This window comes from Micromonospora sp. NPDC005710, assembly GCF_040630995.1.
Lineage (GTDB): Bacteria > Actinomycetota > Actinomycetes > Mycobacteriales > Micromonosporaceae > Micromonospora.
Map to the genome: position 1 here is coordinate 99,928 of NZ_JBEXYP010000003.1, position 16,501 is coordinate 116,428.

Here is a 16,501-nt window from a genome sequence, read left to right on the forward strand (position 1 = left end):
AGAAGGGGTTCAGGAGAGGAGGTCTCCCAGGGCGGTGGATTCCAGGTCGGCGCGGATCACCGTGGCGTCACCCTCGACGACCAGGGTGAGGGCCTCCGGGTGCAGGTGGGTGGCCGCCGCCGCGGAGACCTGGTCCACGTCGGCGGAGAGCAGCGACTCGCGCAACCGCGCGTGGTAGTCGTCCGGCAGGTCGTGAACCACCAGGGTGGTGAGCGCGGAGGCGATCGCTCGAGGGCTCTGCAACTCGACCGAGAGCTGCCCGGCTCGCCAGGAACGGGCGACCTCCAGCTCGTCCTCGGTCACCCCGTCGACCTGGGTACGGGTGATCTCGCCCACCGCCTCGACCAGGGCCGGCGCGGTGACCGCCGTCTGCACCCCGGAGCTGACCGCGAACCGACCGAACCGCCGCGACGCGGCGAAGTCACCCCGGATGCCGTAGGTGTAGCCGTGCACCTCGCGCAGCAGGTGGTTGAGTCGGGACGTGAAAGCCCCGCCGAGCACCGTGCCGGCGAGCGTCATCGGCACGTAGTCCGGGTGCGCCCGGTGCGGTGCCGGGTGACCCAGTCGCAGCGTGGACTGCACCGAGCCGGGCCGGTCCACCAGGATGATCCGTCGACCGCCGTGCAGTGGCACCTCGATGGGACCGCCCCGCTCGGCCGGACCACCACCGGTGCCGGCGAACGCCGCGGCGGCCAGCGCGTCCAGGTCGATCCGGTCCAGGTCACCGGCGACGATCAGGGTGCCGGGGCGTAGGAACCACTCGGAGTGGAAGACCGTCACGTCCTCCACGTCCAACCCGGCGACCGACTCCGGGTCGCCGTACATCGGCCGCCCCCAACGGTTCTGCGCGCCGAACAGGTCGGCGCGAAGCGCCGCGTCGGCACGCGGGCCGGGGTTGGCCCAGTCCATCCGGAGCGCTGTCGCCTCGTCGTCGCGGACCCGGCGTACGTCGGCGGGGTCGAGCTTGGGCGTCCGGACCGCCTCGGCGAGCAGCTCCACCGCCGCGCTCAGCCGGTCCACCGGGAGCACCACGCTGGCTTGGAACGAGTCCCAGTCCAACCCTGTCGACAGCGCGGTGCCGAGCCCTTCGACGGCGAGCGCGTACGCGGCGGCGTCCCGCTGCGCGGTCCCCTCCTCCAACGCCTTGGCCAGCACACCGGACAGGCCCTCCTTACCGACCGGCTCCTGGCCCGCGCCCACGTCGAGCAGCAGCAGGGCCACGGCGAGGTTCTGCCCGGGCAGGTGCGCGGCGACGACCTGACCACCGGCCACGGCGCGGCGGACCACCGGCGGGAACCGGTACGGGCGGGCCGCGCCCGGGCCGGGACGGTCGGCGATCAGCGTCATGAGGTCTCCTCGGGCAGGTAGGTCAGGATCACCCGGTCGGTGGCGAGCACGTCGGCGGCGGCCTCGGCGATCTGCTCGGCGGTGACCGCGAGCAGGGCCGGCAACTGGTCGGCGATGTGGGCCGGGTCACCGAACTGGGTGGTGTACCGGCCGAGCAGGTCCGCGCGGCCGTCGACGGTGGACAGCTGACGCCACCACCCGGTGCTGAGCAACGCCTTGGCCCGATCCAGCTCCGAGGCGGTGACCGGCACGGTGGCCAACTCGTCGACGACCTCGGCCAGCCCTTCGGCCAGCCGCTCGGCGCTCACTCCGGGGCGGGCGGTGGCGGTGGCGATCAGCGGTGCCGGGGCGTGTGCGAGATCCACCCCGTACGCCCCGACCAGGTCCGGCTGCGCGATCCTCTCGCCGTCGGCGAGGCGCTGGTAGAGCCGGCTGCCCCGGCCGCTGCCGAGGACTGTGGCGAGCACGGTGATCACGTTGTACCCGGGGCTGCCGAACGGGTGGCTGCGGTGGGCGATGTACACCCGCGGGGCGGGCACGTCGGCGCTCACCGACTCCACTGCCGTCTGACCGGTGGCGGGGACGCTGCGACCGTCCGGCGCCGGCGGGATGTCGTCGCGGGCGGGCAGCGCGCCGAAGTATTTGTCGGCGAGCGCGAACACGTCGGAGGCGGTGGCGTCGCCGACAACTGTGAGCACCGCGTTGTTCGGCGCGTAGTAGGTCTGGTGGAACGCCTGGAAGGTGGCGAGGTCGGCGGCGTTCAGGTCGGCCATCGAGCCGATCGTCGCGTGGTGGTAGGGGTGCCCCGGCGGGTAGAGCAGCGGCAACAGCCGCAACCAGGCATCGCCGTACGGCACGTTCTCGTAGCGCTGCCGGCGCTCGTTCTTGACCACATCCCGCTGGTTGTCGAGCGTCTCCTGGGTGAGGGCGGGGACCAGGCCGCCCATCCGGTCGGCCTCCAGCCAGAGCGCCAACTCCAGGTGCTCGGCCGGGACCGTCTCGAAGTAGTTGGTCCGGTCCGGGTTGGTGGTGGCGTTGAGCGAGCCGCCGGAGCCCTGGATGAGCTTCATGTGCTCGGTCTTCGCCACGTTCACCGAGCCCTCGAACATCAGGTGTTCGAAGAGATGGGCGAAGCCTGTATGCCCGGCCGGCTCGTGCCGGGAGCCGACGTCGTACCAGAGGTTGACGGCCACGGCGGGCGCGGTGCGATCCTCACTCACCACCACACGCAGGCCGTTGTCCAGTCGGGATGTCTGAATGGGCCAGGGGTAACCGCTGTCGGGCATGCCCCCGACGCTATCCGATCTCGGGGGCGGAAAGGTGACGTGCTGTCGGTCGGCGAGCCGACCCGGGCGGCATCGGGGCCGCCGCTCGGGGTACCGGGAAGCAATGACCGTCACCCCGCCTCCGTCCAGGGCCGCCACCGCCGTCGAGCGCGCCAGCACCGCACTCGGCCGGCTGCGCCGCGGCCGGTTGCTGCACCCGGCCGGTCGCTCGTTCGTCGGCGAGACGGTGATCTGGGGTACGCCCGGACCACCCACCGGGGTCGCTCTGCTGGACCACCCCGGCCGGTACCGGACCACAGTCCGACTCTCCAAGGGAACGCCCACACCCGGCAGTTGGCCCGACGTCCTGGGTCTCGCACTGCGTCTGCACGGCGACGACGGTCGGCCGTTCGACCTGCTCGTCAGCTCCAGCGGCGCGGCCCCGGTGCTGCGGAACCTGCCGCTGCCCCGACGCCGCTTCACCGGCACGTACAGCACGATCACGTACTACCGCAGCGGTCGGCGACGCCTCTGGCTGGCGGCGCTCGCCGACCCCGAGTCGGTCGACCTCGGTCGCAGCCTGGCCACGGTGGCCGCCGCGGCCCGGACGGACGCCCCGCGCCTGGTGCTCGCCGTCGCGTCGGCGGTGGGGGCGTGGCGGCTGGTCGGGCAGGTCAGCTTCGGTGCCCCACTCGGTGCGGAGGAGGACGCGGCGCTCGCCTTCGACCCGGTGCGCAACCTGCCACCCGAACTTCGGGTGGCAGGTCCGCTGGCCTGGTTGCGCGACCAGACCTACCGGGGGTCGCGCCGGGCGCGTGGGGCGACCGCTCAGTCCGGCGGTTCGACAGCGACCACGGTCTGATCCGAGGTACGACGTTCCAGCACCGTGTCCGGGGCGGCGTTCTGGTCCGCCTCGCGGAGGTCCGAGTCGGCGAGGATGGCCTCGGCCTGCGCCTCCGGGTCGTCGCTTCCCGCGGCCTTCTCCTCGGGCAGGAGGTGGTGCGCGCGGGACTCCACCCGCTCCTGATCGCTCTGCTCGTGTGTCATGGGACCCCTGTTACCCCGACCGCGTCCCCGGCACGCGACCTTCGCCCCGCATCTTGAGACGACAGGCGGGGTGGGCGCGTGCGGTCGGGTACGCTGGTCCGGTGACGCGTTCCTATCGATGGTTTAGGCAGCCGGCTCGCAAGCCGGTGACTTCACCATGAACTGATGTCACCACAATCGAGCCGGCCGGGCAGGAGCTGTCGTTCCTGCCCTTTTGCGTACAAGCAGCCGGCTCGTCCCGGGCACCGGCCCCGGGCACGGTCGGCGGAAGGAAGCCCACCGTGACCACCCCGGAGACCCATCGGGTCAGCGATCAGCGCATCCACCGTGTCGTGCCGCTGACCACTCCAGCCCTGCTGCACCACGAGTTACCCCTGGACGCCCCGCTCGCGGCGGCGGTGCTTTCCAGCCGCCGCGCGGTCGCTCGCGTACTGGACCGCGAGGACGACCGCCTGCTGGTGGTGGTGGGCCCCTGCTCGGTGCACGACCCGGCCGCCGCTCTCGAATACGCGCAGCGTCTGCGGACGGCAGCTGACCGGCTCGCCGACGACCTGCTGATCGTCATGCGTGTCTACTTCGAGAAGCCACGCTCCACCGTCGGCTGGAAGGGCCTGATCAACGACCCGGGGCTGGACGGCAGCGGGGATGTCAACACCGGTCTGCGGTTGGCTCGGGCGCTGCTGCTCGACGTGCTCCGCCTCGGCCTGCCGGTGGGTTGCGAGTTCCTCGATCCGATCACCCCGCAGTACATCGCGGACACGGTGGGCTGGGGAGCGATCGGCGCCCGCACCGTGGAGAGTCAGGTGCACCGCCAGCTCGCCTCCGGCCTGTCCATGCCGATCGGCATGAAGAACCGCCCGGACGGCAGCATCGACACGGCAGTGGACGCGATCCGCGCCGCCGGGGTGCCGCACGTCTTCCCCGGCATCGACTTCTCCGGCACCCCGGCGATCATGCACACCCGGGGCAACACGGACGGGCACCTGGTGCTGCGCGGCGGGGGTGGGCGGCCCAACTACGACGCCGAGTCGGTGGCGGCTGCGCTCGACCTGCTCCGGGCAGCCGGCCTGCCGGAGCGGCTGGTGATCGACGCCAGTCACGCCAACAGCGGCAAGGACCACCGCAACCAGCCGCTCGTCGCCGCGGACGTGGCCGCCCAACTGGCCGCCGGCCAGCGGGGCATCACCGGCCTGATGCTGGAGTCGTTCCTGCTGCCCGGCCGGCAGGACCTCGACCCCACCCGGGAGCTGGAGTACGGCCGGTCCGTCACCGACGCCTGCCTGGGCTGGGACGACACGGCCGACGTGCTCGACCACCTCGCCTCGGCCGTGCGGGCCCGCCGGGCCACCCTGCCGTCGACTGTGTGACGGTGGCTCGGCCTCGCTGCCTGACGCTGTGACCGCCGACACGTAGGGACACGGAACACGAGCGGGGGTCGGCTCGTTGACTGGGGTGTCGGTGTGACTCAGTGTCCCCGGGCCTCACCTAAATAGCCTTCGCGGAATACCGTTCGGCCGGAGCCGCGTAGTGCCACTCGCCGAGAGGCGACCTGCACATCGACACCAGCGCCGCCCCCGACCCACAAGGTCGGGGGCGGCGCTGTCGGTACCCGCGACCCCCGTCCCGTCCTGCCACCCCCGCTACCCCCTCGCGCTCCCAACCCTCCTTTGCTCTGCACCCGTCCGTGCACCACCTACCGCGCCCCGTTCACCGAGCGTGACTGTCGCATCGGCGGGTGCAGAGCAAAGGAGGGTTCGCACGGCAGTGGACCCCGAGCGCGGGCGACCACCGACCACGACCACGACCGCGGGTTCGCACGGCCGTCGACCACGCGGACGGGCCGGCCGCCCCTGTGACGTTTGACCGATTCTGCCCCGGGTAGCTGATCGACGTGACCGACGACTCACCACAGGCCGACGAGCCGGACACCCGGGCGCTGGACGACCTGCTCGACGGCATCTTCCGGGCGCAGGAGCGGGTTGAGCAGGCGGAGATCTACCGCCAAGCGGTGGCCGCCGAACTCCCCCCGGAGCTGCTCGACCGCATCAACGCACTCCCCGAGGGTGAGTACGCGGTCGACGAGGCCAGCGACCTGCTGGGCGGTTCGGTCGGCTGAGCGACCGCAGAAGGGACACCGACATGTCGAACCACGAGGACCACGACGAGAAGATGCCGGCGCTGGGTCAGCCCCCGAAGGGCAGGGACACCACGCCCGAGCCGGACTTCGCCAACGAGCACGACAGGACCGCGGTGGACCGGGACATCATCACCGGGGCGGACGAGGACGAACGAGAGCCGGAGTCCCCGCACGGTTGGTCCGGGATGCAGCGCTGAGACGTACGACAAGAAGGGGGGCCGGCATGATGCCGGCCCCCCTTCCGCGTCACGTCCGCCAATTGTCAGTCGTCGCCGTGCCCGCCCTCGGCGGCCTGCTGCGCCGTCGCGTACGCCATCTGGAGGAAGTCGGACGCGGCGACCGCCGTCAGCGCGGTCGCCACCAGGCGGGTGAGCCGGGGCGCGAGCACCAGGCCCCCGGTCAGCCCGGTGGCCACCCAGACCGCCAGGCAGAACGGGCAGCTCAGCAACTCTCCGATGGCGTGCCGGGTCGGGCTGCCCGAGTCGCGGACCTGCTCCATCACCTCGCCGCTGCCGATCGGGCGGTCGTAGCGGGTGAACGGGGCCCGCAGCGGGCTGGTCACCGCGTCCTTGGACAGCAACCGGCTCAGCTTGTGGGTGGCGATGGAGAGCAGCACCACGTCGGACGGGGCGGGGCGCTCCGGCACCGGCCGACCGGTCGCCTTGACCAGGCCGGCGAGAGCCCCGGTCACCCCGGCGTAGGCACCCATGGCCACCAGGTAGCCGCCGAGCGGCCGGTGCTCGTGCGGCGCGTAGGCCCGGCGTAGCCGGGCCGCCTTCTGCCGCAGGCCAGTGTCGCTCACCCGTTCTCCTCACGTGTCGTGGCGGGGTGCGGGACCAGGGGTCCCGCGCGGCCGGCTCAGCCAGCCTGGAGGTTGTCGGCGACCTCGCGTACCAGGTTGGTGAGGGCCTCGTCGGCCAACTGGTCCGGACCGGGCCCGCTCGATCCGTCGGCGAGGTCGAGCTGGATCCGGGCACCACCCGAATCCGCCGGCTCGACCCGGATCTCGGCGGACCAGTCGCCGGTGTCGCCCCAGCGGGCGCGTAGCTCCTCACCGCTGACCTCGGCGGCGGGGCTGCCGTCGCCACGCAGTGGCTCGGGCAGCCAGGCCGAGGCCCGGGCGGGGTCGGTGGCGGTGTTGAAGACCACCTCGGGTGGCGCGGACATGCCGCGCACGGCGCGGGCCGGCATCAGGCGTCCCGCAGGCGGCTGGGGTCGACCTCGCGGCCCGGGTGGCGGGCCAGGTACTCGGTCTCCAGCTCCGCCGTGCGCCGCAGGTGGTTGGCGAGTGCGGAGTCCGCCGCGTGCCGCAGGGTGTCCAGACGGGTGCGGTGCAGGCTGTGCACCTCGCGGATCAGGTCCTCGTCGGTCAGCTCCGTCGGGTCGATGCCGAGCAGATCGCCGTCGAGACCGGGAGCGCCGGCCGGGTCGGCGAACTCATCGCCGCCCCATTCGGGCACCCGCTGCTCCGGGCTCATCTCCGCGCTGCCGCTGGATGCAAAGCCGTCTTCTCGTACCGATCCGGTCATGATCGCCCCCCTTGATCTCGTTTGGGCTGGCGTCTAAACGAATGCCCAGGGGCGGTGAGGCCAAACCAGGTCGGCCAGGCGGCAACTACGACACGGTGTCGGAGACCGGCGGTGGCCCCGGTACCCTCGTTGCCATGAGGCGACTCTGGACCCCGGCGTGGATCGCGCGCCATGTGGCCATGGTCGTGCTGGTCGTGGGCTTCCTGGGGCTGGGCTGGTGGCAGATCAGCCGGGCCACCGCCGGCAACAGCCTGAGCTGGGGGTACGCGGTCGAGTGGCCGGTCTTCGCCGGCTTCGTGGTCTACGTGTGGTGGCGCGAGGTGAAGCTGGCCCGTCGCCGGGCTGAGGAGGCCGACGCTCCGCCTGCGGAGCCGGCCGTCGAGCCGCCGCCGGCGGTCACCGCCGGGTCCCGACCCGCGGTACGCCGACCCGTGCGGGTGTCCCGGGGGCCGGCCGCCGGTGATGTGGTCGAGGACACCGACCTCGCCGCCTACAACCACTACCTGTCATGGTTGAACGCCAATCCGGGCGCCCGGCCCGGTGACTATCCCGGCTGAGCCGGGGCTCGGAAGGACGGACGAAGGTGGGCGCTGCCCTTACCCGGTACCGCGTGATCGCCTGGATCGTGGGCGTGGTGCTGATCCTGCTGGTCGTGATCGGCATGCCTCTGAAGTACGCGTTCGACAACCCGGTCGTGGTGGAGACGGTGGGGCCGGCACACGGCTTCCTCTACATGATCTACCTGGTGGCCGCGTTCGACCTGAGCCGCCGAGCCGACTGGCCGCTGAAGCGGATGCTGTTGGTGATGCTGGCCGGCACCGTGCCGTTCGTCTCGTTCTACGCCGAGCGCAAGGTCAGCGCCTGGTTGGCCGCGCCGCAGCAGGAACGGGCTCCGGAGCCGGTCGCCGGCTGAGCGCGTCGAACGGCCGGCGGGCCGGCGCGGATCCCGTTCCGACCCCCCGGACACGGGTTCAGCGGTGGGGCCGCCACGGGTCCGCCGAGGCGAGCGGGTCGACCCAACCGCCGTAGCGGTTGACCTCTCGGGCCCGCAGCAACGCCCTGGTGACCTGGCCGAACTGCCGTTCGTCGTCGGCGCTGAACAGCAGCACCTCGGAACCTCTGTACCACCCCCACAACTCGTGGGGCGGTGGGCGCCAGCGGTCGCCGACCAGGGCCAGCGCGGCCGGCACCAGGAACACCGCGCCGAGGATCAGGTACGCCTCGGCGGTGAGGTGCTGCAGACCGCCGGTGAAGCCGAGGAGCACCCCCACCCCGCCGAGCATGCCGGCGGTGATGACGACGGCCCGGACGGCGATCCGGTCGTGCGGGCCCCGGGTGGTGCGCAGGTGGGTCAGGTCGGCGACCCGGTAGCTGTTCCGGCCGACGGTGAACCGGTCGACGGTCACGATGATGCCGGGCCGCGCGTACAGCAGGGTCGACCGGGCACCCGGCACCGTTCGCGGCGGTCGCGTCTTTGCGCCTTCACGATTCACGGTTCCTCCCGCAGGGGACGGTTGGCCGGGTGGACCCGCCGGTGACAGTCATCGCTAGCTGTCGACGGGATTCCCGGCTCCGGCCTTCATTGTGTTGGTGCACCGCCAGTCGACCTGGGCATTTATCGGTTCTCGGCAGCCGGCCACCGACGGGTGACATCGCCAAGAAACAGCATCCATTTCAGCTTTTATCGGTTATGGAGGCCAGGAATCCGGCGGCATACGCCCGGAACGACCAAGGTCGCATATCCGTCAGCAGTTTCCCAAAAGGGACGAATTTCTCTCGCTGGCAGGCGTCATTCGCCACTGTGACGCCATCGAACCCACCGGCACGACGCGCAACACTCCCCACATTCGCCCCTGCTTCCACTGCGAGCGACAACCGTCTCGGGTTAGGTTGGGCGAGCCGGTCCGGCCCAGTGCCGTCCGCCCGGGTGGCCCCGGCCGGTGTCGTCGAGGGCGTCAGCAGCCCCGGCGGCCGTGGGAGAGGGGCCTTCCGCTCTTGTCATCCCTGAGAAATCTGCTGCGCACCGTGGCGCTGGTCGGCATGTCGGCCGCGCTGATCGCCCCGACGGCGGTGGCCCGTGCCGAGCCGTCCCCCGCCGACCTGACCCGCCGGATCGAGACGTCCTCGGCCGAGTTGGAGCGGGTCGTCGAGTCGTACAACAAGCTGCGCGAGGAGATCAAGACAAACGAGGCCGCCGTGGCCCGATTACAGACCCGCATCGGCCCGCTCGAACAGCAGGTCGAGCAGAGCCGGGCCGACGTGGCCAAGCTCGCCTCCACCGCGTACAAGAGTGGCGGCCTGCGTACCGCTGACGCCCTGCTGCGTGCCGGCGGCTCGACCGCGCTGCTGGACCGGCTCGGCACGATCGAGCAGTTGACCCGCCAGCGGCAGGAGCGCATTTCCGGCTTCACGGCCGACCAGCAGCGGCTGCTCGACGAGAAGTCCCGCCTGGATGCGACAGTGACCCGGCAGGCCGCGCAGGCTCGCCAGCTGGCCGCGGGTAAGAAGCAGATCGAGCAGGATCTGGCCAAGCTGTACGAGCTGCGCCGGCAGGCGTACGGGGCCGCCACCGAGCGACCCCGGTCGAAGACGCTGGCCGAGGCCAAGGACGTGCCGGCCGTGTCAGGTGCCGCCGGAACGGCGGTGCGCTACGCGTTCGGCGCGATCGGCAAGCCGTACGTCTGGGCAGCCGACGGGCCGAACGGCTACGACTGCTCCGGGCTGACCTCGGCGGCCTGGCGGGCGGCCGGGAAGTCCCTGCCGCACAACACCCGGATGCAGTGGGGTGCGGTCAGCCACATCGGGCGGGGCGACCTACGCCCCGGCGACCTGATCTTCTACAACGGGCTCGGTCACGTCGCCCTCTACGTGGGTGGCGGTCAGGTGATCGACGCGCCGAGCGCCGGTCGCAACGTCCTCAAGCGCGGCATGAACATGATGCCCATCGAGGGTTACGGCCGGGTTCGCTGACACCACAGGCAAACGGTGAACGGCCGGCGTCCCCCTATCGGACGCCGGCCGTTCACCGTCATTACTACCAGGTCAGGCTGCCTGCAGCCCCTCCGCGCGGGCCAGCTCACGGAGCCGACCGAGGGCCTGGATCTCCAGCTGGCGGATCCGCTCGCGGGACAGCGAGAAGCGGGACGCGACCTCGGTGAGCGAGTGCTCCCGGCCGTCCTCCAGCCCGTAGCGGGCCCGCATGATGCCGGCGGACCGGTCGTCCAGGTGGTTGAGCAGCCCTTCGATGCGCTGCCGCTCCAGGCCGCTGAGGACGATGTCCTCCGGCGACGGCGCGTCAGTGTCGGCGACCAGGTCGCCGAGGCTGGTGTCGCCGTCGTCACCGACCGGGGTGTCCAGCGAAACGGTGTCCTGCGACCACCGGCGCAGCTCGTTCACCCGCTCGACTGTGACGCCGAGGGCGGTGGCGATCTGCTCCGGCTCCGGGTCGCTGCCCAACTCACGGGTGAGCTGCCGAGCCACGTTGCGCATCCGGTTGACGTCCTCCACCAGGTGCACCGGCAGACGGACAGTGCGCTCCTGCTGGGCGATCGCCCGGCTGATCGCCTGCCGAATCCACCAGGTGGCGTAGGTGGAGAACTTGTAGCCGCGCTCGTAGTCGAACTTCTCGACCGCCCGGACGAGGCCGGTGTTGCCCTCCTGGATCAGGTCCAGCATGGGCATTCCCGAGCGCACGTAGCGCCGGGCGATCGACACGACCAGTCGGAGGTTGGCACGGATGAAGAGGTCCTTAGCCCGCTCACCCTCGACGACCAGCCACTCCAGGTCGGCCCGGTCGAGACCGGCGGGAATGGCTTCCTCACCGAGCAGGTGCTCGGCGTAGAGGCCGGCCTCGATCGCCTTGGAGAGCTCTACCTCCCGGGCGGCGTCCAGCAGTGGCGTCCGGGAGATCTCGTGCAGGTAGACGCCCACCAGGTCGCGTTCCTCGGCGACCTGATCGGTTCGCATGCCGATGTTCTTGTCCACGTTGCCCACGGTCCCCTCGCTCGCGCCGGTTGCCCGGTTCCTTGCCATTCATCAACACCGGTCAGCCCCTGGTAACTTCTGCTGTGCCCATCGGTGCTGACACCTACACAACAGATGAGACGTGTCGGGGATTCCTCGTCGTGAGTCGAAAGTGTCACGAATGCCTGAGTAGTAGCTGAGAGCACGGTCCATGTTTGCTGTCAGCACCCCACCGGGTGGATAGCCACCGGGCACCACGTACGGGTTACGACCCATGGCAACACCGCCCGCCGTGGGGGCACAGCGACCCGGGTCACCACCGCGATGCGATCCTGGTCACTGCCAGATACGCACCGGTGGACCGGTCGGTTCATCCACGGGGGTGTTATTACCCCCCGGCCCGATGAACAATCCGAGACCCGGTTCGCTTCCCGGGGCGGGCGGCTACGGGGAGAGCAGGGCGAGGGCGCCGCGTACCTGGTCGGCCGAGCGGGCCAGCGCGGCCCGGGCGACGTCGATCTCGGCGCCCGAGACGAGGGAGACCAGGGCGGTCTTCAGATCCCCGTCGGCCTCGGTGAGGGCCCGCTGGGAAAGCTCCTCCGAGCAGCCGGTGGCCTCGACCAGAATCGAGAGCATTCGTCCCCGGAGTTTCGCGTTCGTGGCGACCATATCGATCATGAGGTTCGAGTAGACCCGGCCCAGGCGCACCATGACGGCTGTCGAGAACGTGTTGAGCACCAATTTCTGTGCGGTGCCCGCCTTCATCCGGGTCGACCCGGTGACCACCTCGGGTCCGGTGTCCACCCCGATGAACACGTCGACCGACCGGGCGGCCTCCGCCTCCGGATTGGCGCAGAGGAGCACGGTCGAGGCACCCTTGGCGCGGGCTGCGGCAAGCGCCCCGAGGACGTACGGGGTGCGCCCGCTGGCCGCCAGACCGACCACCAGGTCCCCGGCCCGTACACAACTGGCCGCTTCGACAGCGCCGCCCCGGTCATCGTCCTCGGCGTCCTCCACGGCCCGCCACATGGCGTCCGGGCCGCCCGCGAGGTGTGCGCAGAACCAGTGCCGGGGCGAGTTGAAGGTGGGGGCCAGCTCGGCGGCGTCGAGCACGCCCAGCCGGCCGGAGGTGCCGGCTCCGAAGTAGTGCACCCGGTGACCGCCGCGAAGGGCGGCGACCGCCAGGTCGACGGTGGTGGCGATCTCGTCGAGCACCGCGGCGACGGCCGCCGGCACCCGCCGGTCCGCCTCGTTGATCACGGTGAGCACGTCCCGGGTCGACATCAGGTCCAGGTCGACGCTGTGCGGGTTACGCCGTTCGGTGGGGGCGCCCACCCGGACCGTCGGGCGAGCGGGTGGTGCGGGCATCTCCGCACCGTCCGTCATCCCCGCCTCCGGTTGGCACCCACCCGGTGCGACTGGACCGCCTCGGCGGTCGCCTCCAGTGCCTTGCGGGCCCGGGCCCGGTTGCGGGCGGCCACGCCGACGAAGAGGCAGTCGACAACGGTGAGCTGGGCCAGTCGGCTTGCCGTCGCACCGGAACGGTAGGTGGTCTCCCGGGCCGCCGTCGTCAGCACGAAGTCCGCCACGTCGGTGATCGGCGAGCGCGGGAAGTTGGTGAGCGCCACTGTCGCGGCACCCCGGGTACGGGCCTGCTCCAGCACCTCGATCACGTCGGAGGTGGTGCCGGTGTGCGAGATGCCGATCGCGACGTCTCCCCGGCCGAGGAGGGCGGCCGAGGTGAGTGCGGTGTGCACGTCCGGGAAGTAGAAGGCGATCCGGCCGATGCGGTGCAGCTTCTGCTGGAAGTCCGAGGCGACGAACCCGCTGGCGCCCGCGCCGTAGATGTCGATCCGACCGGCGCCGCCGATCGCCTCGACCACCTGCTCGCAGACCGCCGGGTCGAGCTGCTCGGCAGTCTCCTCGACGGCGCGGGCGTCGTTGAACGCGATGGTGGCGATGATCTGGGCGAGGTCCGCTCCGGGCGGGATGTCACCGCCGACCACGCGGGCGTCCGGTGGTTCGATCCGGCGGGCGGCCTCGGCGGCCAGGCGAATGCGCAGTTGGGGGTAACCGTCCATGCCCACCGAACGGCAGAACCTGATGACTGTCGCCTCGGATGTCTCGGCTGCGGTGGCGAGGTCGGTGATCGTCCGACGGGCGGCGGCTGCCGGGTCGGAGACCACCAACCGGGCGACCCGCTGCTCGGCGGGCGACAGCGACGGCAACAGCCCGCTGATGTGGACGATCAGCCCACCGGGCTCGTGACTCGCAGAAATCTTCGCACTCTTCGCCACGGTTGAAACTTACTTTCAGCAGGCGTGAGCGTCAACTATGACTGTCCGAGGTGGGGGAAACTTTGGTCGCCGGGATCACCGGTCCCGTACAGCCTGCCACTTCCTCAGGATCGCCGCCTCATCCGCCGGGTCCAGTCCACTCTGCCGGACGGCAGCCGGGTGCGCGGCCAGCCAGGACGCGGTCGCCCAAACGGTGTCGGCAAGCGGCCGGATCGTCAGACCGGCGTCCAGGGCCGGTCGAACGTCCCGGTCCATCAGGCCGGCGGTCTCCGGCAGACGCACCCAGAGCGGCAGCGCCCGCTCCCCCGACCACTCGCGTACGTCGTGGGACAGCAGGAACTCCTGATCGACCCAGGTGAGGAACGGATCGGTGACGCCCAGCCCGGCGGCCACCCCGGCCAACAGGTCGGCCCGTGACATCGCCGGGCCGCTGCCGTCGTAGGTGCCGGCGAGGCGGGTGCCGGCGGCGTGCAACAGCCACCGCGCCAGGTCGGCGACGTCCACGAACTGCACCCGGTCGGTCGGGTGCCCGGGCGCCAGCACCTCGCCGCCGACCGCGAGCCGTCGCACCCAGTACGGGAAACGGTCGCTCGGATCCTCCGCGCCGACGATCAGCCCGGCTCGACAGATGAACGAACGGTCCCCACCCATCCGCTCCCGGACCATCTCCTCGATGCTCACCTTGCACTCGCCGTACCAGCGGTGATCCGGGCCCATCGGACCGTCCACGTCCGGCGGTGCGGGGGCCAGGACCGGCGCGTCCGCCACGGTCTGGCCCGGGGTGGTGTGGTCGGCGTACACCGAGATCGTCGAGACGAACGACCAGTGGGCGACGTGGTCGGCGAGTGCCGCGAGCGCGTGCCGGGCGTGGCTGATCTGGCGGGCCACGTCGACCACGGCGTCGAAACCCTCCTCGGCGAGCGGGACGAGCGCCTCCGGATCGTCGCGGTCGACGGGCACGAACCGCGCCCCGGCCGGCACCACGCCGGACACGCCCCGGGCCGCGCAGGTCACGTCGTGTCCCTGTTCGACGGCGAGCTGCGCCGTGGCCCGACCGAGAAACCGGGTCCCACCGAGAATGAGAATCTTCATCAGCCGATCCTGCGTCCCGACACCCGAACAACCCAACACAATCTGCCCACGGCAGACCCTCGTCGCGAAGCACCACCCCGTCTCGCCCCCCGTTCCCGTGCTGCCACCCCCGCTACCCCTCACTCCCCCGAGCCTCCCTTTGCTCTGCACCCGTACGCGCACCACCTACCGCCCGCCGTTCACAGAGCGTGACCGCCGCTTCGGCGGGTGCAGAGCAAAGGGGGATGCTCGCGGCAATGGACCCGAGCGCGGGCTCCCGCGACCACCGACCACGAGCGCTGGTCGGCGCGGGGGACGGTAGGGGTATTAGCGTGAGGCGCATGGCAGAGCGCAGCGTGTTGGTGACCGGGGGGTCAGGCGGGCTCGGCGGAGCGGTCGTCACCGCGTTCGTCGAGGCGGGCTGGCGGGTGGTCGTACCGGAGCGGAAGGCCCGGCCCGGGTCGGAGCCAGCGGCCGCCGGACTGGTCCGGGTGGTCGCGGACCTGGGCGAGCCGGCGGGCGCGGCACAGGCGGTCGAGGTCGCCGCCGGCGAACCGACGGCGCCGCTGCGCGCGGTGGTCAACCTCGTCGGGGGGTACGCCAGCGGTGGGCTGGTGCACGAGACGCCGGTCGAGGAGTTCGAACGGATGCTCACCGTCAACCTGCGGCCGACCTACCTGGTCACCCAGACCGCGCTGTCGCACCTGGTGGCGTCCGGTGGCGGCGCGGTGGTCTGCGTCTCGGCCCGGGCGGCGGTCGCCCCTTTCCGCGGCGCGGCCGGTTACTCGACGGCCAAGGCCGCGGTGCTGGCCTTCGCCAACGCGGTGGCGGTGGAGTACCGGCCGCAGCACGTGCGCTGCAACACGGTGCTGCCCAGCGTCATCGACACCCCGGCGAACCGGGCGGCACAGCCCGACGCCGACCACTCCCGTTGGGTGACGCCGGACGAGATCGCGCCGGTGATCCGGTTCCTGGCGTCGGACGAGTCCGCTCCGACGAGTGGGGCCACGGTTCCGGTCTACGGGCGGGCCTGAGCCGCCACCGGGCCGGCCTCGTCCCCGGTCGGCGCGGACGGCGGTAGCCAGGTCTCCAGGTGCGCCTGGATCTGCTCGGTCACCTCTTCGGCCGGGCGACCCGCGTCCACGAGCACGAAGCTGGGGTACTCGGGTAGCGCCCGGTAGGCGGTGTCGGCGGCGGTGAGCCAGCCCATCGTCTCGTGGTCGGTGCCGCGTTCCTCGATGCGCCGGTACGCCTCCGCCGGGTCGACGGTGAGCAGGAAGGTCACCTGCGGCGTCGGGAACAGCCGGTAGCCGGCCCGGGCCAGGCGCTCCCAGCGCTGCCCGCCGTGCGCCCGGATGCTCGCGTACTGGCAGGCCGAGTAGCGGTCCATCACCGCCGTCCGCCCGGTGAGCAGACAGCTGAGCAGGGCGATGGCGATGGCGAGCCAGCGCAGCACCGACTCCACGGCGAGCACGCCGTCGCGCCCGACGAGCCGTTGCGCGTCCGGTCGGCCGAGGCGGTGGGCGAGCCGGCCCAGCCAGCGCCGTCCACTGGCGTTTCGGCGGTAGGTGGCGGGGCGGCCGGCGGCGTTGAGCGCGTCGGCCAACCGGTGTGCCTGGGTGGTCTTGCCCGAACCGTCGATGCCGATCAGGGCGACGGTACGCAGTCGGGCCTTGGCTGGTCGCATCCCCGATGATCTGGCCACTCTCCACAGGTTATCCGACCCGCGCACCTGCTCCGCGCGGTTTGTCATGGTTCATCCCTGTTGGCGCCCGACCGGGGCACCGGCAGGTGTGGGCGACCGGAATGACGGGTACCGGAGTTCGAAATCCAACCGCCGGTCCA

20 protein-coding genes are annotated in these 16,501 nt (G+C 71.6%); 8 read left to right on the forward strand and 12 right to left on the reverse strand.

Annotation, left to right across the window (positions count from 1 at the left end; translation table 11 throughout):
• Positions 1 to 9: 9 nt before the first annotated feature.
• Together ABZ406_RS04910 and ABZ406_RS04915 are read right to left on the reverse strand one after the other, a co-directional pair.
• On the reverse strand, positions 10 to 1,347 hold the full coding sequence (locus ABZ406_RS04910; protein ID WP_357756012.1) for a pitrilysin family protein: 1,338 nt from the start codon (positions 1,345 to 1,347) through the stop codon (positions 10 to 12).
• Positions 1,344 to 2,633 (reverse strand): pitrilysin family protein, encoded by a 1,290-nt coding sequence (locus ABZ406_RS04915; protein ID WP_357756013.1) that lies wholly within the window; start codon positions 2,631 to 2,633, stop codon positions 1,344 to 1,346. Before ABZ406_RS04915 ends, ABZ406_RS04910 begins: the two co-directional genes overlap by 4 nt.
• A gap of 103 nt (positions 2,634 to 2,736) precedes the next feature.
• Here ABZ406_RS04915 and ABZ406_RS04920 point away from each other — a divergent pair, with 103 nt between their 5' ends.
• Complete coding sequence (locus ABZ406_RS04920; RefSeq protein WP_357756014.1) at positions 2,737 to 3,474, forward strand: phosphodiesterase; 738 nt, start codon at positions 2,737 to 2,739, stop codon at positions 3,472 to 3,474.
• On the opposite strand, the gene ABZ406_RS04925 is transcribed toward ABZ406_RS04920, so the two are convergent.
• Positions 3,441 to 3,659 carry a hypothetical protein gene (locus tag ABZ406_RS04925; RefSeq protein ID WP_357756015.1) on the reverse strand — a complete coding sequence of 73 codons (219 nt, stop codon included), beginning with the start codon at positions 3,657 to 3,659 and terminating at the stop codon, positions 3,441 to 3,443. The two genes, ABZ406_RS04920 and ABZ406_RS04925, sit on opposite strands and share 34 nt — an antisense overlap.
• 281 nt (positions 3,660 to 3,940) lie before the next feature.
• Between ABZ406_RS04925 and ABZ406_RS04930 the strand changes: the two genes are divergently transcribed.
• From ABZ406_RS04930 to ABZ406_RS04940, 3 genes are all read left to right on the forward strand, one after another.
• A complete protein-coding gene (locus tag ABZ406_RS04930; RefSeq protein WP_357756016.1) occupies positions 3,941 to 5,026 on the forward strand; it encodes a 3-deoxy-7-phosphoheptulonate synthase in 1,086 nt (361 codons plus the stop codon).
• A gap of 524 nt (positions 5,027 to 5,550) precedes the next feature.
• Positions 5,551 to 5,775, forward strand: coding sequence for a hypothetical protein (locus ABZ406_RS04935; RefSeq protein WP_357756017.1), 225 nt, complete (start codon positions 5,551 to 5,553; stop codon positions 5,773 to 5,775).
• A gap of 23 nt (positions 5,776 to 5,798) precedes the next feature.
• Positions 5,799 to 5,993, forward strand: coding sequence for a hypothetical protein (locus ABZ406_RS04940; protein WP_357756018.1), 195 nt, complete (start codon positions 5,799 to 5,801; stop codon positions 5,991 to 5,993).
• A 65-nt stretch (positions 5,994 to 6,058) separates the two neighbouring features.
• On the opposite strand, the gene ABZ406_RS04945 is transcribed toward ABZ406_RS04940, so the two are convergent.
• Genes ABZ406_RS04945 through ABZ406_RS04955 form a run of 3 tightly spaced genes read right to left on the reverse strand, consistent with a single transcriptional unit; the run spans position 6,059 to position 7,325 of the window.
• The gene (locus ABZ406_RS04945) at positions 6,059 to 6,598 is read right to left on the reverse strand and encodes a DUF1360 domain-containing protein (RefSeq protein WP_357756019.1); all 540 of its coding nucleotides are present in this window, start codon (positions 6,596 to 6,598) and stop codon (positions 6,059 to 6,061) included.
• Positions 6,599 to 6,654: 56 nt separating this feature from the next.
• Positions 6,655 to 6,987, reverse strand: coding sequence for a hypothetical protein (locus tag ABZ406_RS04950; protein ID WP_357756020.1), 333 nt, complete (start codon positions 6,985 to 6,987; stop codon positions 6,655 to 6,657).
• A complete protein-coding gene (locus tag ABZ406_RS04955; RefSeq protein ID WP_357756021.1) occupies positions 6,987 to 7,325 on the reverse strand; it encodes a DUF6158 family protein in 339 nt (112 codons plus the stop codon). The genes ABZ406_RS04950 and ABZ406_RS04955 overlap by 1 nt, the downstream gene beginning before the upstream one ends.
• A gap of 134 nt (positions 7,326 to 7,459) precedes the next feature.
• On the opposite strand from ABZ406_RS04955, the gene ABZ406_RS04960 reads away from it, so the two are divergent.
• Entirely contained in the window at positions 7,460 to 7,882 is a 423-nt protein-coding gene (locus tag ABZ406_RS04960; protein WP_357756022.1) for a hypothetical protein, read from the forward strand.
• Positions 7,883 to 7,908: 26 nt separating this feature from the next.
• The gene (locus ABZ406_RS04965) at positions 7,909 to 8,238 is read left to right on the forward strand and encodes a DUF3817 domain-containing protein (RefSeq protein ID WP_357756023.1); all 330 of its coding nucleotides are present in this window, start codon (positions 7,909 to 7,911) and stop codon (positions 8,236 to 8,238) included.
• Between the two features lie 58 nt (positions 8,239 to 8,296).
• On the opposite strand, the gene ABZ406_RS04970 is transcribed toward ABZ406_RS04965, so the two are convergent.
• Positions 8,297 to 8,818 carry a DUF6232 family protein gene (locus ABZ406_RS04970; RefSeq protein WP_357756024.1) on the reverse strand — a complete coding sequence of 174 codons (522 nt, stop codon included), beginning with the start codon at positions 8,816 to 8,818 and terminating at the stop codon, positions 8,297 to 8,299.
• Between the two features lie 502 nt (positions 8,819 to 9,320).
• On the opposite strand from ABZ406_RS04970, the gene ABZ406_RS04975 reads away from it, so the two are divergent.
• Positions 9,321 to 10,295 (forward strand): NlpC/P60 family protein, encoded by a 975-nt coding sequence (locus tag ABZ406_RS04975; RefSeq protein WP_357756025.1) that lies wholly within the window; start codon positions 9,321 to 9,323, stop codon positions 10,293 to 10,295.
• A 72-nt stretch (positions 10,296 to 10,367) separates the two neighbouring features.
• Here the strand turns inward: ABZ406_RS04975 and ABZ406_RS04980 are convergent, their stop codons facing one another.
• The 4 genes from ABZ406_RS04980 to ABZ406_RS04995 all read right to left on the reverse strand — a co-directional run bounded on the left by ABZ406_RS04980 (position 10,368) and on the right by ABZ406_RS04995 (position 14,677).
• Positions 10,368 to 11,357 (reverse strand): sigma-70 family RNA polymerase sigma factor, encoded by a 990-nt coding sequence (locus ABZ406_RS04980; protein WP_357756026.1) that lies wholly within the window; start codon positions 11,355 to 11,357, stop codon positions 10,368 to 10,370.
• A gap of 375 nt (positions 11,358 to 11,732) precedes the next feature.
• Positions 11,733 to 12,674 (reverse strand): N-acetylmuramic acid 6-phosphate etherase, encoded by a 942-nt coding sequence (gene murQ / locus ABZ406_RS04985; RefSeq protein ID WP_357756027.1) that lies wholly within the window; start codon positions 12,672 to 12,674, stop codon positions 11,733 to 11,735.
• The gene (locus ABZ406_RS04990) at positions 12,671 to 13,585 is read right to left on the reverse strand and encodes a MurR/RpiR family transcriptional regulator (protein WP_357756028.1); all 915 of its coding nucleotides are present in this window, start codon (positions 13,583 to 13,585) and stop codon (positions 12,671 to 12,673) included. Before ABZ406_RS04990 ends, murQ begins: the two co-directional genes overlap by 4 nt.
• A 75-nt stretch (positions 13,586 to 13,660) precedes the next feature.
• Positions 13,661 to 14,677, reverse strand: coding sequence for an NAD-dependent epimerase/dehydratase family protein (locus ABZ406_RS04995; protein ID WP_357756029.1), 1,017 nt, complete (start codon positions 14,675 to 14,677; stop codon positions 13,661 to 13,663).
• A gap of 320 nt (positions 14,678 to 14,997) precedes the next feature.
• Between ABZ406_RS04995 and ABZ406_RS05000 the strand changes: the two genes are divergently transcribed.
• The gene (locus ABZ406_RS05000) at positions 14,998 to 15,690 is read left to right on the forward strand and encodes an SDR family NAD(P)-dependent oxidoreductase (protein WP_357756030.1); all 693 of its coding nucleotides are present in this window, start codon (positions 14,998 to 15,000) and stop codon (positions 15,688 to 15,690) included.
• Here the strand turns inward: ABZ406_RS05000 and ABZ406_RS05005 are convergent.
• Positions 15,675 to 16,361 (reverse strand): dTMP kinase, encoded by a 687-nt coding sequence (locus ABZ406_RS05005; protein ID WP_357756031.1) that lies wholly within the window; start codon positions 16,359 to 16,361, stop codon positions 15,675 to 15,677. The genes ABZ406_RS05000 and ABZ406_RS05005 overlap by 16 nt on opposite strands.
• Positions 16,362 to 16,501 lie beyond the last annotated feature (140 nt).